Genomic DNA, 15,683 nt, shown 5'->3' on the forward strand with positions numbered 1-15,683 from the left:
GTGGTAGACTTCATCTAAAAGGTGCTCCTTTCTTTGTAGGTGATGTTCTGGACAAACACCATTCTACCAAAGAATTGGAGCCCTTTTCTTGTTTTTCAGACGATGTTACTTTCGAAATTCAGGATAAATCCATATCACTTTGGTTTCTGCAACTGTGACTGTGCTCGGCGCTTTCTTGGGTTCTACGCTCGATGTACGCTTGACACATTACGTTTACGCTTGTAAACTTTAAATATCGTTTACATGTGTAAACAAGAAACTAGAAGGGTGAATACGATGCACGAGTCTCCACACATTACCGAAGCCGAAAGCGAAGTGATGAAGCTTCTCTGGCAAAAGGAACCTATGACCGCCAGCGAGATCATTTCCGCATTAACCCAACAAATGCAATGGTCGGATCAGACGATTAAAACCTTCCTGAATAGGCTTCACAAGAAAAAAGCCATTCGGTTTGAAAAATCCGGCCGGAATTACCTCTACTATCCGCTGGTTTCGCATGATGAATACTTAAAAGCCGAGAATCGCTCATTCCTGAATAGAGTTTATAAAGGAGCTGTGGGGATGCTGTGCGCGAAATTTCTCGAAGAAGAGACACTTTCGGAGAAAGATATTGAGGAGCTCCAACAAATCTTGGAGAATAAGAAGAAGTCATGAAGTATCTGGAAACGGCCTTCTCTCTTCTGTTCAATGCTTCAGTGGCATCAACGGTAATCCTATTGTTATTGCTTTTGACCCGGAAGCTGTTCCAAAAGCATCTTAAACCAAGATTTGTTCATATATTGTGGTTTCTTGTGTTGATGAAGCTTCTGGTTCCCATTGCTCCGCAGAGTCCGGTGAGCCTGTTTAATGTGCTGCCGCAAACGTTCCCGATGGAATGGGATTCAGGTCAGACGAGTAAGCAACCTACTCACCTTAGCGAGAACAGCTCCAACCCGGAAATTCAATCCAATGATGCGGATGTACAAAAACAGCTTCCCGAGCTTACCCTAAACCGTGCGGACGAACCCATATCTTCCGTCGTGTCACGTTCTTCTCAAGATCATTCCCCAGAGAACACGGATAGACTGACTTGGCTATCGATTGTCTCGCTGGTATGGCTTGCAGGGTTTCTATGCCTGGGAGGATTTTACCTTTTTAGCGTGCTCATTTTCAGAAAAAAAGTCGGAAACTCCCTAAAGATCGAGGATGCTGAAGTACTTAGCGTTCTTGAAGCGTGCAAACGGAAGCTGAACATAAAAAAACCGATATACGCCTATGAAACAAGCTATCTTCGCAGCCCTTGTCTGTATGGCTTATGGAAGCCGAGGGTTTATTTGCCCGAAGATATCTGCACGATCGCCGACCCAAACCAGCTGACGCATATCCTGATGCACGAGCTGGTGCACTACAAACGTAAGGACTTATGGTTCAATTCCCTGTGGGCTCTTTCCGTCGGGATGCATTGGTACAACCCTTTGGTGTGGCTTTCCGTAAGAAAGATGAAGGCCGATCAGGAGGTGGCCTGCGACTCAAAAGTTCTTGAAACACTGGGAGAGCGCGAAGATTTGCCCTATGGCAGGACCTTACTCATGCTGTCGCGTTCATTTTCCCAACAACCTCCTCCTGGGATCAACCTGTCGCATTTTGGGGACAGCAAATATGAAGCGAAACGGAGAATGATGATGATCACCAAGTTTAAAAAAGGATCGTACAAGCTATCCGCCGCTGCTATTCTTTTGTTTGTTGTCTTGAGTGTCATCTTGCTCACCAATGCGTCGGATGACGGGAAGGGTAACGAGTCGGATACTGTGGCCCAAGCAGCAAACCCTGGTTTAAATCTATATCCTATCTACAACGATTATTTCAGATGGTTTCATAGTCTCGATCGGGCACTCGATTATCCGAAGTATGACTATAAAGTGCCTGACTATCTTCCTGATGGCTACCAGTTAGAGGAGGTATTATATCATAAGGATGGCACTCCCTCCGATCTTATTGATGTAGTAACCATTACTTTTGTATCTAACTTTGGCAAAAAAGATGAACAAAGAATAGAAGTGAGTGCTTCCAAGGGTAAGGGGAATTTGTTGGATCACGGTCTTTTGCGAGGGGCCCCGTATCACCAAGGTGCAAACAAGACTATTGAATACCGGCAGGAAGCTGTGACGATCGGCAATGTCAAAGGCACTTTATTCACGGATATGAGACGCGACAAGAAAAGGCCGGAAACGGGCAAAAGCTTCTACTGGCAAGATGGCAGCGTATGGTACGCAATCGATTATTATAGCGAGCATATGTCGCAGGAAGATCTCACAAAAATGGTGCAGTCTTTTGTTATGCCAAAGGAAGTACGGCATGTCCGCTACGACGGAGCTGGAAACTCATTTCCCCTGTATGATGAAAAGGATCTTCTTGCAGCGGAGGACATACTCGGCTTTAAGGTAAAAATCCCGCTCGAATTGCCCGATACCGGGCTTAAGCTCATAGGCTCGAGATTACTCAGGGCTGGTGATCAGAATACCGGGTATTATTTCAGACAAGCAGTGAACGCTCTATGGACGGACTATCGAGCACCGTACGATTCCTCAATCTATGATATAAACGATACTTTCTCGCTTTATCAGAGCAAGGAGCCGCTTTTCGATACGTCCAAGCTCTCGCTCACTCGAAAGCTGGAGATTCATGGCATTGAAATTTCGGCTTATGAAGACAAAAGCCATGTCTACTTCCCGCCCATCTATTCCAACAGCAAAAGCAAAGAAATAAATCTGCCTTATTACTTATGGAAGCAGGACGATATTTATTATACTGCCGTTTTCTGGGGCATGGACAAGTACCAGGAAGACAACCTGAAAGCTATGATTTCGGCTCCCGTGCAATAGATTATTTGATCAATATTGCCAGTTCGGTTTCACTAAAGCTCCGATTGTTTCCTGGAAAAGGATAACCAGTCAGATAGCTTATGGACATCGGTAACTGGGGCATGACGGAGTAAGAAGACGGCTCCAGATTTACTCGATGCCACATGAACCCTGAGCGTCGCAATCTGTTTTCCTTCTTGAAATAACGTCTGTGTACTTCTATGCCACTGAACCTTGGACCGAGGGATGAGCACTTGCTGTTTCGTGAAACTTCCGAACCGAATGGCAAACTGGTCTCCTCCCTCCTGTGACCATGCGGCCTTCTTGAATCCCAACACGCCTCTCCACCAGACTATGATGGGGATAAACAGCACAAACCAACGCCAACTGGTAGGCAGCGAGACGACAGCAACTGCCGCTGCTAACAAGCAGACAAGGAAGGGAAATACAACATAGTTACCATAACCCTTCTTGCTCACGCGGTTCCACGTTTTGGGTAAAGTGAAGCCCGGCAAAGCCCTATTGAACAATGGGGGAATTTCTGAACCGCAAACGAGAGGGAACAAATCTACCTTTTTTTATCTTCTTCCGAACTCCCGGACATGACAATACGTACACTGGCCATGCCGAAAAGCCGGTGCAACACATTTTCCGTCACACGCACCGCCTGAATGCGGTTGGTCTTGATGACCTTTCGTTTCTTCTCAAGGAATCCGCGCTCTATCGTAATGCTATCGCCGTGTACCTTTAACCGGAACCCGTATTCCAAGAAGAAAGTTGCTATCAAAGCGATCATCCAGGTGAGGATGACATATATGGCAATCATTCCCGGTATACTGGCTAACATCAGCCGATCGTAAATATACGCCCATGCTGAAGTCCCCCTTAGCCATTGGTCCCATAGCTTTAAACCGCCTCCGGCGAGAACGAGCCAAATCACCAGGAGTTTGCCTTGTACCATGGTCATAATAAGCGTATGACCAAGCGACATTCGCCACTCTCCATGAGATAATGCATTTGCCTCCGAATGAGTGGCAAGGCTTTGTCTGCTTTCGTTTACGCTGGGTATACCTGCGTCGTTGGGCAAACCCAGCATGGCTTGTATGCGAACGGCCTCCGCAGCCGTTATGGAACTAAGCACGGCCTCGGGCTCGTCATTTCCTCCTGCTGTTTCTACTTTCAATCGAACCAGGCCGAATATCCTATCGTATATGCTGATGGACGTATCCAATGACGAAATGCGTTCCTTGGAAATCCATAATTTTCGGCGAACCCATAAACCATGCTCGATATAAAGAACTCCCTGTTCGACCCTATATAAAAAGCGACGCCAACGCAGCCAAGCCAATCCGATTAACAAAATCATAGCAGCTATGACGATGGCGGCGGTCAAGAAGAAGCGGTTGACCTCTTTGCCGAATAAATCGTTTGTTAGAAGGATACAAACAGGGATCAGCGGCAGCAGGCCTGCCAGTTCTTTTCCTGAATGGGCTAGAAAATATAGCATCGAAACCGGGTGCAGCCGTCGCCCCGTTTCGATCGGGCTATGTTTAGATCTCCTCATTATTGATATTAGCCCCCTCGGCGATTTGTCTTCGCACACGTTCGGCTTCCTCTTCCGATAATGCCGGGATATGGTGGCTGCCTGCCGCTGTGGCGAACGTTACGGTGGATAACCCATATCCCTTCTCAATGGGCCCCTGCTTAGCGTTTACGTGCTGAATACGCGACATTGGAATCAACGTTCGTTTCCGCACCCAAAAGCCATGGTGAAGCTCTACTTCTTTCTCCAAAATCGCATACTGCCAAGAACGGTACAGCACTCTCGGAAATACGGCCAGTTCTAACACAACGATCACGGCAGAAATTACGGCCGTCAATGCTGCGATCCATAATGGCCAGTCGTATCGTACAGTCAACCAGCCAAGCACGACGACAACGATTAGGCAACCAACGCTACTCACCCATCCTTCGGTCCTTCGGCAATGAATCGCTCGTGGATCGATACGCTTCATCATCCTTCCCCCTTTTCCCTGGTCGCCGCCGTGCTGGCCTTTGGCTTGCAGACGGCCGTAAGAAACAGCGAGACAAGCTCTTCGGAGAAGCCTGGTATATCAAGGTCCGGTTGCGCAACAAGTTTGGTAGCCACGCTGTCAATCGCACTGCGTATAGCAGAGGCAGTGACACGAGCAGCCCGTTCAGTGAACGTCCTGAATTCCCCCGTCTCTTCTCCCCATTTAAAGATTTCGATAAGAGGTTCGAGAATGGTATCGTCCGCCTGGCCCGCGAAGCGCAGCTTCCCTTCCGGCGTACGGGCATTCGTAACGATTTCGGCTAAGGCAACGATGTAGTCGCGGTGCTCTTTTATAAAAGCCAAATTAGACTCGATATAAGCCGTCAACATGCCAACGGGAGTCGTTTGCCCTTCGACTTTTTGCTGCATAAACCGGAAACCGGCTTCATAAACTTCGCGGACAATTTGATCCATCAATTCGTCTTTACTCGCAAAGTGATAAGTAAATACACCCTTGCTGATACCCGCACGTTTGGAGATCTGTCCCACCGAGGCCTGGGAATAACCCACCGCGGCGATGGTCTCGATGGCAACTTTCATAATCTGTTCTCTTCTTTTCGTCTGTTCCATACACCAAAACACACCCCGATGCAATATTTACGAAATCAGAAACTTGATTTAGTACGATCGTACAAATATATATTGGCACGGTCGTACTAAAGCGTAAAGAGGCCATTGGCATTTGTTTCTGGCCAATTTTGATCGATATTCGGCATAACCGGGCTTGCTCGCAGCAGAGTGAAAGCGATCACGCCGGAACGACGAAGGGGAGCATTGCTTTTTGTCAGCAATGCTCCCCTTCAGATACCCCAATGTTCGGCACCCCCTGAACTTGGTGTCGATTATGGTACGGCGAACCGTACTATCTCAAACGGCAAATTTTTCGCCAGCCGCCATCGATGTCCGGCCAACCAGTGATAGGCGTCTCGTACTAAAGTGAAGCGAGTACGCGTTTGATGATCGCCTTTACGAACTGATCGTCGATCGGTTCGCGCGAGAACCAGCGGCGGTAGAAGAGCGGCCCCATCAGGGCTGCGACGATCGTTGACACATCGGTGTGTGCGGACAGCTCGCCCCTCTCTATCGCGCGCTGCAGGGCCTCTCGCAGGGGCGCGGCGTGCCCGCGCTGAATCCGACTGTGGATTTCCGCGAACTCCGGATTGCGCTCGGCGGTGTCGACGATTGACGGCAGGACGAAGGACCAATTCGCCGTGGGCAGCAAGTGCGCAATTTCCGTCAGAATTGCCGTGATATCGCCTTCGAGTGAGCCGGTATCGGGGGTTTCCTGCTCGGCAATCATCCGTGTACAGGCGTCGATCACCAGGGCTTCCCGCGTCGGCCAGTGGCGGTAGATGGTCGTCTTCGCGACCCCGGAACGACGCGCCACCTCGTCGACGGTGAAGCCATTCACGCCGCCTTCGCTGAGCAGTTCAAACGCAGTGGTCAAAACGTTATGTCGTGAACGCTCGACGCGACTATTCATCTTGGCCGACGGCACACGTTCGGATTTCTTTGACGTATTCACCATCTTCCCTCCAATGTCAACATCAAAATATTTAAACTAAGGTTCGTTACTTTAAAACAAAGGTCCTTCACATTATACCATGAGGACATCCCGGGCGCCGGATTCACGACCGCGCCAGGCTTTGTCATGCGTTCACTTGTAATTTCCAGGCGAATATGATACGATACGGTATCGTAGCGTTGTATTCCATATTGAAAGGTTGTTATCTCATGAATTTCGCTTCTGTACGCATCATTACCGACGATCTGGATCGACTCGTCATGTTCTACGAGAAAGTCACAGGCGTTTCGGCGAAACGCCCCGCGCCTGTCTTCGCTGAGTTCGTTTTGCCATCGTGCACGCTGGCGATCGGCCACTCCCAAACGGTGCAACTGTTTGGCGCTGGTTCCGTACGCCCGGCCGACAACCACACCGTCATCCTCGAATTTCGCGTCCACGACGTCGATGCCGAGTACACGCGCTTGAAGCCGCTTGTCGATGAGTGGGTACAGGAACCGACCACGATGCCATGGGGGAATCGGTCGGCACTGTTTCGCGACCCCGACGGCAATCTCGTCAACCTCTTCGCGCCGGTTACCGAAGAAGCGCTCGAGCGGTTCAGCGGCAGGCTTTGACGGACAGCGTTTTTACGCTAATCGTACTAATGGGTTCGCGCCTTGCACTCTCCTGCCCGCCGTAGGGCGTGGTGCAACCAGAACGTTGGCGTCGTGATGAGCCGGTGCGGCTCGGCCGTAGTCACCGGCGGCGACTACGATTGCGGCCAGGGCATGGTCAATGTTGGTAGCCTCCTCGGGTTGGGAATTAGTTATAGTCATGTCGGCATGAAAAAACACATCCTAAATGGGGATACAGCATTCTTCCAGATAAACCTTCCCAAGAATTGAAGGAATAATTGAGGTTTATCAATTGAAGAAAGGTTATTCACCAAAAAAGGATGTGTTTTCCTGCCGTAAAATAAGGTTTGAATAAATTCTAATTAGGAAGCTTTTGCTGCGACAGCCTTTTGAATTAACGCTTTTGCATCGTTATTGGAAAGTCCTTGTTTAGGTTGAAGCAAATTTTTCTCCGCTGCACTGAGAATCCCTTTATCAATCAGTTTTGCCATAGATTTAACCGCATAGGCAGAAACGGTTTTGCCATCTTCGAAACCTGCAAGGATCGCAGCAGCGTCTTTATCGGAAACTGGATTGTTTAACAATTTAGCAAGAATGGTAGCCGCTTCTTCACGGGTGATGTCACGATCCGGATTGAAGTTGCCATCGTAGCCTTGAATGAATCCGGCATGTGCAGCTTCAGCGATGGCATCCGCATAGGCAGCGTCAGCAGCAACATCCTTGAATGCAGGCGCTGTGGCTACCTCGTTGAGTTTCAACATGTCCACCAGCGCACTTACAAATTCAGCACGGGAAATGACTTCTGTGGTTACCGGTGTTTTCGGTTGTTCGGTAGATGCAGCCAGGTTCGTGATACGTCCTTCTTTTTTAGCCTCAATCTTACCGCCTTTAAACGTATCCACGATGTACTGGTAGAATACATCCAGATCGATCGGACCTGCTAAGGATGATTTGGCATTCACCAGCACTTTATAGTTATCTCCGCCTGCTGCCATAAAGTTGTTCACTACAGCCGTATACGTTTTTCGAGGATCAATCGGCGTACCATCTTCAAGAGTCAGACTAGTCACACGTTCTGCGACGGGCTTGTTGAAATCTGCCGTATACTTCAAGCCAGAGATTTGCAGTGTTTTGGTGTTGGGTGTACCGTCCGCGTTGGTACCCCATTGTTGCTGCAACAAGGTTTGGATTTGTTCACCCGTCAGCTCCAGTTTCACCAAAGTATTGCCAAAAGGTTGGATTTTAGCAAGATCAGCAAAGGTCACGTCGCCTTTCGGCAGATCCGCACGAATCCCGCCTGGATTCATAAAGGCAAAGTCAGCAGCGCCTGCTTTATCACCAAAGTCTGCTTGACGCATTGCATCTGCAATGAGGTTTCCAAGAGGTGCTTCGTTATTATAAGCATCTGTACGAGTGACAGAACCATCTGTCGTACCTACCGGCTTCGTTAGCTCAGGATGCTTGTCTAATGATTTTTTAATAATAGCTAAAGATTCAGGGTCTTCTTTGACACCGTCTTGAAAAGTTGTTGTAACTGTGGCTGATTTTTCGGCTACGTCTCCAGTCGTAGGGTCAATCATCAGCTTAATATCTTCAAATGCCGTACCATAAGAATAAGCCTGAACGATCAATTTTCCATTCACTTCACCGTTAGCTAAAGCATGATTGTCACCTGCAACGATAACATCAACAGGGGAATCGGCAGGCAAAGCTTTGGCCAAATCAGCCGCTTCTCCAGTGGTGACGCCTTCTTTAGTTGTTGCCGGATCATGTGCCAGGACGATGATCGTTTCTACCCCTTGATCTTGCAATTCTTTTGCATATTTATTAACGGCTGCAACTTCTTCTTCTGCGCTTAAGAAACGCACGCCTGCTGTACCCGCTGGGGATACTTTAGAAGGAGTTGCTTTCGTTACTAATCCGATAAATCCGATTTTGACACCGCCCACTTCTTTAACCACATAGGGCTTAATCAATGGTTTGCCTGTGGAAGTTTCAATGACGTTTGCATTTACATAATCAAATTTGGCGCCAGCATGGGTTACCTTGCCTTCTTTTGGATCCAGGCCCCCAAAGATTTGTGCTTTTAATGCAGCGATACCTTGGTCGAATTCATGATTGCCCAAAGAACCTACATCAAAGCCCATCATATTCATCCATTCCATCGTAGGCTCATCACGATCCAGAGATGAGACGGGGGCGGATGCACCAACAGAGTCTCCATTATGGAAGAGCAGGGAGTTTTCATATTTGGCTTGAGCTTCTTTTAAATATGTTGCTAGAATTGGAGCTGTTCCGACCTTTTTGTCACTAACTATCGATGTGGTGTCCAACTGACCGTGCAGGTCATTGATACCAATCAAGTGTACTTCGACATCGTTGCCTGCAGCAGAGACAGAACCTACTGCGCCAAACAGTTGGGAAAGTAATAGAGCAGTCGTAGCCACACGAATGGTGCTTTTACCCAGAACGTTTTTCCATGACATGAGTTATAAAACCCCTCTCCAATTTCTGATCCGGAGATATTTTAACATAAATCAAGTCATAAAAATCGTAAAGTACATCAAATCTATGTAAAAAATTTGGGAGATGGGTGGGTTTGTCGGATGTTTCTCTAGCATCTTAAAAGGATTTGGCAGTGGATCCGAGCATGGTCCAGGAAGGACTTGCAGCATTCAAATTGACCGCCGTTACTTATGGCACAGTAATGCGCTCACAACTTACTCGTCCTCTTGCAGCGTTCGATGTTCATTAAGCCACTCTTTATAAGACTCCCCCCATGTTTTCATAGACGTTATAACCGGTTCCAGAGTCCTTCCGAAATCAGTAAGGGAGTATTCCACCCTAGGCGGAACCTCTTTAAATATTTCACGATGAATGATGCCATCCCGTTCAAGCTCTCTTAATTGCAATGTGAGCATGAACTGCGTGATTCCCGGATTAAGGCGCCTGAATTCATTGAATCTTTTCGTTCCTTCCAAGAGCTGATAGAGAATGATCCCCTTCCACTTTCCACCAATGACATCAAGCGTTGTTTCGACCGGACAAGCTTGTATATCCGGGTTCACTCCATATTTGTTTCTTCGGTCTCCCATCAGCTTCCCCCCAATGGTTTGATTTTTCATACTATACCATAAAAATCTGCGTACTTACTAAAAGTAATTAGATTGATTTACAATGCAACTGTACAACATTTCCGATTTGAGAGGATGGATCCCCATGAATACTCACCAAAAAATGAAAGCAGTCGGTGCTCACCGATACCTTCCCATATCCAATCCAGAAAGCCTGATTGATCTTCATTTGGATAAGCCGAAACCTACTAGCCGCGATTTGCTTGTACGTGTAAAAGCAATCTCTGTCAATCCAGCAGACGTAGGCGTTCGCCAAAAACATAACTACGAAACCGAATCACCGAAAATTCTTGGTTGGGATGCCGCTGGAATCGTAGAGCAAGTCGGCCCTGACTGCCAACTGTTTCAGCCTGGGGACAAGGTCTTTTATGCGGGTAGTGTGTCTCGACCAGGAAGTAACAGTGAATTTCACTTGGTTGATGAACGAATTGTAGGAACTATGCCAAAAAGTTTGGATTTCGCTGCGGCCGCTGCATTACCACTTACCTCGATAACTGCATGGGAGGGCCTATTTGATCGATTGGGAATTAACTTAAACGCAAATGAAAACAAAAGCATACTCATTATCGGTGCAGCGGGAGGAGTAGGATCGATCGCCATTCAACTTGCCAAATTAGCAGGTTTGACTGTCATCGGTACGGCTTCCCGTCCAGAGTCAGTTCAATGGGTCAGAAGTCTGGGTGCGGATTTTATCATAAACCACAACAACCCTTTTCAACCCCAACTTAATGAAGTTGGCATTGACACCGTAGATTATATTTTTTGCTTGAATGATACAGCCCAACATCTTGAAAATATGACAGAAGTCATTGTCCCTCAAGGTAAAATTTGCTCTATCGTTCCTATCAACAAGGAAACCTGGACAGGGAGCTTCAAAATGGACTTGCTGTTTCCTAAAAGTGTAACCTTTGTATGGGAGTTCATGTTTACACGGTCCATGTTTCATACCAAAGACATGATCAAACAACACGAATTGCTGAATACACTGGCGGACTTCATCGATGATGGAAAAATAAAAACTACACTAACTGAACGACTAGAGCCCATCAATGCAGCAAACCTGCGTTTAGCACACGAGAAGCTGGAAACCGGGCAGACCATTGGAAAAATTGTATTAGAGAACTTTTAATCCTTAAGTAGGCGCGTTTGGTTCCAAAAATGCAGGAATGTGAATAGACAAGTCAAAGGCCCCCTTGCCCAATAGGGGGCCTTTTTTATGGGTGGTATGGTGGTCACGCTGAAAGATGCGCTGCTGCCGCGCATCCGCTACAAGGCTCTTATGGATTTTTAGCTTGGTTAAGCTCGGTTACTTTAAGATCCTTTTTACTGAATTCATAGGCTACCGTAACATTCTTGATCATTTCCGTATCCTGATAGGCTAGAGAACCCTCAAACTCCAACGTATCATTGTCCTTCCACTCTATGTTATTTGCAAAACTATAATTCTCATGATCAGAACGGATCCATGTATCTAAACGGTTTTGCGCGCCGAATTTGACTCTTGCGGATTCAACTAATTCCGGGCTGACTCTACCTTTTTCAACATTTATAATTTCAATGAATTCGCTTTTATTCGAGCAGGTGACTACAGCGACCAGCTTTCGATCCGGCGAAGGGATAAGTTCTTTAATGTACATGGATGGTTCTGAAAAACTTAGGTACACTTTGAGCACGTTGTCTTTTATTCTCCATAGTACATTTTGGCTCCCGTAATCCGAATAATGGTTAAACAATGTAAATATCATACTGCCGTCTGACAATTTATATATATAGGGGCTTTGATAACTTTTCGAAAGAACATCGACGGCGAAGGCAGCCGCATCAGCGATTTTTTGATTATCATTTGCCACAAACGGCTTCAGCTCGTTTAACGCCTTTATTCTTAATTTTGGATCATTAAAGCATTCTACCAGCCTATTAGTCGCAATATACACATGCTCGTCATTATCGCTTTTTAGAGCTCGCAGAAATTTTTCCGCATCATACTCCTCAGCAGGCTCCAACTTCATGTCTTCCGCCGTTAAATATCGAATGTACAGCTCTTTACTTTGATGTTTATAATATTCCGTGGCTAATAAAACCGTGGAGGTGGAACTATATAAAACAAGACATGCAACCAGGGCAGTCATCCACTTTTTCGAAATTCCCCTTTTGCCTTTCGCTTTTTCATAGTTCCCGGCTGCCTCAATTAAATGATCATCAATGGATCCGATCTCCCTAAACAACTCTTCTCTTTTCACAGGTAACCCCCCTCTTTGTCCAGATAAGCTCTCAGTTTTTTTCTCGTCCTAAATAAAATGGACTTCACTTTGCTACTGCTCATATTAAACCGCATAGCAAGGTCCCCGATGGAGTCGGAGTACCAATACCTCCGAATAAATATATTTCTTGCACGCACTTCGGTGTCATATAAAAATTGACTGATCAAATTTGCCAGTTCACCCGCTTCATATTCTTTCTCTACAGTACGGGGGGAAGCCAAACATCCCTCCAATTCGGTCAGCATGACTTCAAATTCACGATTACGCTTTTTCGCCGTATTATAACCATGTTTATCAAGCGCGATGTTGCGTGTAAGCCTCCCTAGAAATACAGGGAACTTCCTCGGCAGATGAGGCGGTATTGCTTCCCAGGCCGCCAAGTAGGTATCGTTCTCACACTCTTCAACATCGGAGTCATTGGAAAGTATGTTCCTTGCAATCACTCTGCAGTATGCCCCGTATTTATTCTTAGTCTCTATGATGGCACGTTGTGAACGTTGTAAGAATAAGTGGACTATTTCATGATCCTCCATCCGGTCTTCTCCTCTTTTCAATCTTAACCCCTTTGATCTATATAGTAGAAATTTCGCAGAAAGCGTTGCATTTCCGGGACAATAAAATTTAAAATGGTTATCCGATGAAACGTCAACACATCAGTTAACGGTCTCTATATAGGAATGGCCGCCGGTTACCAATAGCTAATCGATTCAAATTAAACAGCCCGTGCCATTCTTCGTGGAAAGACAGATTATAAAAATCACCGGCAATAACCCTGCCATAATTATTTCTTACTTATTTTTACTGGATTAAAATTCATGTGGGGTGAAAACCTCTTTTACTTATGATACGGTTCAGCTTCAAATCCAAATCAGGAGGCTAGTTTGGGGCATTATACGCTTCAATAGCACGGACCAACTTCCTTCTGACAGCTTCCCTTAGTTCTTCCGGTTGGAGTACGACCGCTTCAGTGCCGAACGAAAAGAAATATTCAGCGAAGAAGGGTATTTCTGAGGGAAGGATCCCCATCTCTAGTATGCCTGTGCCGTCGTTGGAACTATATACTTCTCCCCAAGGGAAAATCCAGCTCTTATCCCGGAATAACTCAATCCCTCTTGCCGTTAGTTTCACTTTGACTTCCACGCTTTCTTGTTTGCTGTAGAAATGAGGCCCCCAGTTCGTTAAATCCACCTCTGAAACATCCACTGTAGGCGATACCGCTTCGGCATCCGCCAAAACGGCTGACTCTATCCGATCTACCCGGAATAATCGAAAGGCTTTTCGCAGATAGCAGTAAGCTGGGCAAAACCAATACCCCTCATGGGCATATATACCAATGGGCTGAATCGTTCTTTCCTCGGTCTCATACTTCCGGGTTCCATAATGGATGGTTACAGGCAGCTTTCGAATGGATGCTTGAAGCAATATCTCAAGGTAGCCGGCCCGTTCTGGCCGAGTATGCGTAAAAAAGTCAATGCGGTGTCGCATCTCGTCGATCTGACTTTTCACATCATCCGATAAATACCTGTAAAATTTTCGACGTGCGGATTCCGCAGATGCCTCGAAAGGCAGCGAACTAAAGTGTCGAAGAGCATGGGAAGCAAAGAATATGGAGAAGGCCTCATTTTCCGTAAATGAAATCGGTGGAAGGGTTCGCTCCGTAAGTACCTGGTATCCGCCTCCTGCACCAACTTGAGCGTATAAAGGCACCCCCATTCCGCTCAGTTCCTGCAAATCGCGCAGCATAGTCCGGGTAGACACACCAAATTCTTCCGCAAGTTCTTTGACGGTGAATTTCCGCTTCCGATTTACTGTCATCATCAATTCTATCAGTCGCTTCGATTTTCCCATGATATTCACCGCCCCAAAAAATATAGTGACAAGTTCTGTCACATTTATATTATACACTTTAAATAAGCCGGAGATCGCTTGGAGAGATAACGGTAGCAATCGAATTTAAAAAGGAGAAGGAGAACATCATATGTCTAGAGAACAACGTAAAATTGTGGATAACATGCTGCGGGGTCCCAAGCCCAGCAGGCCGCAAACCGTCGAGGAGATGCGCGCGAACTTCGCTGCCATGATGGCAGCGATGAATGTACCTGCGGGCGTACGAACCACGCCGACGACCCTCGGAAATCGACCCGGCGTGAGCGTTGCCCCCGCACAAGATGTCCGCCCAGGAATCATTCTTTATTTCCATGGCGGCTCGTATATTATGGGTTCTCCCTACACGGCCATGTCCCTGACCGCGAACCTGGTTGACAGGACTTGTATCCGGTCCGTCTCACTCGATTATCGCCTGGCCCCGGAACATCCGTTTCCTGCGGCTCTTGAGGATGCTCTCGCGGCTTATCGTGAGCTTCTGGACAATGGAGCCCCGGCGGCGTCTGTTGCGTTTGCCGGCGACTCTGCCGGTGGCGGTATTGCCGTCTCGACTTGCCTGATGGCACGGGACGCAGGTCTGCCGATGCCGGCAGCGGTAGTGACGTTCTCGCCGGGGCTCGATAAGACGCACTCCGGAGCTAGTATGGATAGCAAAATGGGGATTGATCCGTTTTTCACACGTGAGGGCTTTGCATTGACGGACGAGTTGTACCTCGCTGGACAGGATCCGAATCATGAACTCGTGAGCCCCGCCAGGTTCGCCGATCTTGCCGGATTCCCGCCGGTCCTTCTGCAGGTCGGAACCAACGAGCTGCTCCTTGACGACTCCACGCAGTTCACCGACCGTGCACGGGCAGCAGGCGTGGATGTCATCCTTGACGTTACCGCCGACGTCCCGCATGTTTTCCAGGCGTTCACAGGTATTCTCGATGAAGCCGATCAAGCACTGGACCGTGCCGCGCAATTCATCACACAACATCTCAGATGAACTTAAGATAAAAACAAACCTAACGAATACTAGAGTTGAAAACGCATAATAGGAGAGTCTCATATTCAGAAGACTCTCCTTATTCACTCGCTGGTTCTCTTTCGTTATCTTATCAGTGAACGCTGCTGCACTTCTCACAGGAGGTAACTTTGGGCAATTCGCTCTTACCTGTGATACGGTTCACCATAATGCATCTAAACACAAAGTACAGTTTAACCACAGGATTTACATTACTATTTAAATGAGCGTTTTGCAGTAATCTGAGGCCTTGAGCCGTAAGGATTTTCGGACATAAAAAAGGGACTTCACCCCAACTTGGAGAAGTTTTCAAGTGACCAAACCCAAAAACCTCAAGGATGGAGG

The 15,683-nt window shown here is 47.2% G+C and carries 16 protein-coding genes; 5 read left to right on the forward strand and 11 right to left on the reverse strand.

Annotated features, from left to right (window positions below; all coding sequences use genetic code 11):
- The first annotated feature begins 276 nt into the window (after positions 1-276).
- Both KI367_RS25775 and KI367_RS25780 read left to right on the forward strand, forming a co-directional pair.
- The gene (locus tag KI367_RS25775; protein ID WP_036710612.1) at positions 277-654 is read left to right on the forward strand and encodes a BlaI/MecI/CopY family transcriptional regulator; all 378 of its coding nucleotides are present in this window, start codon (positions 277-279) and stop codon (positions 652-654) included.
- Positions 651-2,861 (forward strand): M56 family metallopeptidase, encoded by a 2,211-nt coding sequence (locus KI367_RS25780; protein ID WP_212953010.1) that lies wholly within the window; start codon positions 651-653, stop codon positions 2,859-2,861. Before KI367_RS25775 ends, KI367_RS25780 begins: the two co-directional genes overlap by 4 nt.
- Positions 2,862-2,893: 32 nt before the next feature.
- Here KI367_RS25780 and KI367_RS27720 read toward each other — a convergent pair whose 3' ends face one another.
- From KI367_RS27720 to KI367_RS25805, 5 genes are all read right to left on the reverse strand, one after another.
- Complete coding sequence (locus KI367_RS27720; protein WP_036710617.1) at positions 2,894-3,319, reverse strand: PH domain-containing protein; 426 nt, start codon at positions 3,317-3,319, stop codon at positions 2,894-2,896.
- Between the two features lie 89 nt (positions 3,320-3,408).
- Positions 3,409-4,404: a PH domain-containing protein gene (locus KI367_RS25790; RefSeq protein WP_212953013.1), complete on the reverse strand. Its 996-nt coding sequence runs from the start codon at positions 4,402-4,404 to the stop codon at positions 3,409-3,411.
- Positions 4,391-4,855, reverse strand: coding sequence for a PH domain-containing protein (locus KI367_RS25795; protein WP_246537315.1), 465 nt, complete (start codon positions 4,853-4,855; stop codon positions 4,391-4,393). Before KI367_RS25795 ends, KI367_RS25790 begins: the two co-directional genes overlap by 14 nt.
- Positions 4,855-5,484, reverse strand: coding sequence for a TetR/AcrR family transcriptional regulator (locus KI367_RS25800; protein ID WP_052147025.1), 630 nt, complete (start codon positions 5,482-5,484; stop codon positions 4,855-4,857). Before KI367_RS25800 ends, KI367_RS25795 begins: the two co-directional genes overlap by 1 nt.
- A gap of 361 nt (positions 5,485-5,845) precedes the next feature.
- Entirely contained in the window at positions 5,846-6,442 is a 597-nt protein-coding gene (locus KI367_RS25805) for a TetR/AcrR family transcriptional regulator (RefSeq protein ID WP_212953016.1), read from the reverse strand.
- 206 nt (positions 6,443-6,648) lie between these two features.
- On the opposite strand from KI367_RS25805, the gene KI367_RS25810 reads away from it, so the two are divergent.
- Entirely contained in the window at positions 6,649-7,053 is a 405-nt protein-coding gene (locus KI367_RS25810; protein WP_036710800.1) for a VOC family protein, read from the forward strand.
- A 362-nt stretch (positions 7,054-7,415) separates the two neighbouring features.
- Here the strand turns inward: KI367_RS25810 and KI367_RS25815 are convergent, their stop codons facing one another.
- Together KI367_RS25815 and KI367_RS25820 are read right to left on the reverse strand one after the other, a co-directional pair.
- Positions 7,416-9,539 (reverse strand): 5'-nucleotidase C-terminal domain-containing protein, encoded by a 2,124-nt coding sequence (locus KI367_RS25815; RefSeq protein ID WP_212953019.1) that lies wholly within the window; start codon positions 9,537-9,539, stop codon positions 7,416-7,418.
- A 234-nt stretch (positions 9,540-9,773) separates the two neighbouring features.
- Positions 9,774-10,148, reverse strand: coding sequence for a winged helix-turn-helix transcriptional regulator (locus tag KI367_RS25820; protein ID WP_036710629.1), 375 nt, complete (start codon positions 10,146-10,148; stop codon positions 9,774-9,776).
- Between the two features lie 124 nt (positions 10,149-10,272).
- Here KI367_RS25820 and KI367_RS25825 point away from each other — a divergent pair, with 124 nt between their 5' ends.
- Positions 10,273-11,316, forward strand: a complete 1,044-nt coding sequence (locus KI367_RS25825; RefSeq protein ID WP_212953022.1) for a zinc-binding alcohol dehydrogenase family protein — start codon at positions 10,273-10,275, stop codon at positions 11,314-11,316.
- Positions 11,317-11,464: 148 nt separating this feature from the next.
- On the opposite strand, the gene KI367_RS25830 is transcribed toward KI367_RS25825, so the two are convergent.
- The 3 genes from KI367_RS25830 to KI367_RS25840 form a co-directional block, all read right to left on the reverse strand.
- Complete coding sequence (locus KI367_RS25830) at positions 11,465-12,427, reverse strand: hypothetical protein (protein ID WP_212953025.1); 963 nt, start codon at positions 12,425-12,427, stop codon at positions 11,465-11,467.
- On the reverse strand, positions 12,424-12,981 hold the full coding sequence (locus tag KI367_RS25835; protein ID WP_036710631.1) for an RNA polymerase sigma factor: 558 nt from the start codon (positions 12,979-12,981) through the stop codon (positions 12,424-12,426). The genes KI367_RS25830 and KI367_RS25835 overlap by 4 nt, the downstream gene beginning before the upstream one ends.
- A 343-nt stretch (positions 12,982-13,324) precedes the next feature.
- Positions 13,325-14,296, reverse strand: coding sequence for a helix-turn-helix transcriptional regulator (locus tag KI367_RS25840; RefSeq protein ID WP_212953028.1), 972 nt, complete (start codon positions 14,294-14,296; stop codon positions 13,325-13,327).
- Positions 14,297-14,426: 130 nt separating this feature from the next.
- On the opposite strand from KI367_RS25840, the gene KI367_RS25845 reads away from it, so the two are divergent.
- The gene (locus tag KI367_RS25845) at positions 14,427-15,320 is read left to right on the forward strand and encodes an alpha/beta hydrolase (protein ID WP_212953030.1); all 894 of its coding nucleotides are present in this window, start codon (positions 14,427-14,429) and stop codon (positions 15,318-15,320) included.
- Positions 15,321-15,432: 112 nt separating this feature from the next.
- On the opposite strand, the gene KI367_RS25850 is transcribed toward KI367_RS25845, so the two are convergent.
- Positions 15,433-15,683, reverse strand: a 251-nt coding sequence (locus KI367_RS25850; protein ID WP_212953033.1) for a hypothetical protein, incomplete at its 5' end; no start/stop codon positions are given.

Origin of the sequence: Paenibacillus cookii (assembly GCF_018333375.1) — a bacterium.
Taxonomy (GTDB): Bacteria; Bacillota; Bacilli; order Paenibacillales; family Paenibacillaceae; genus Paenibacillus_AQ; species Paenibacillus_AQ cookii.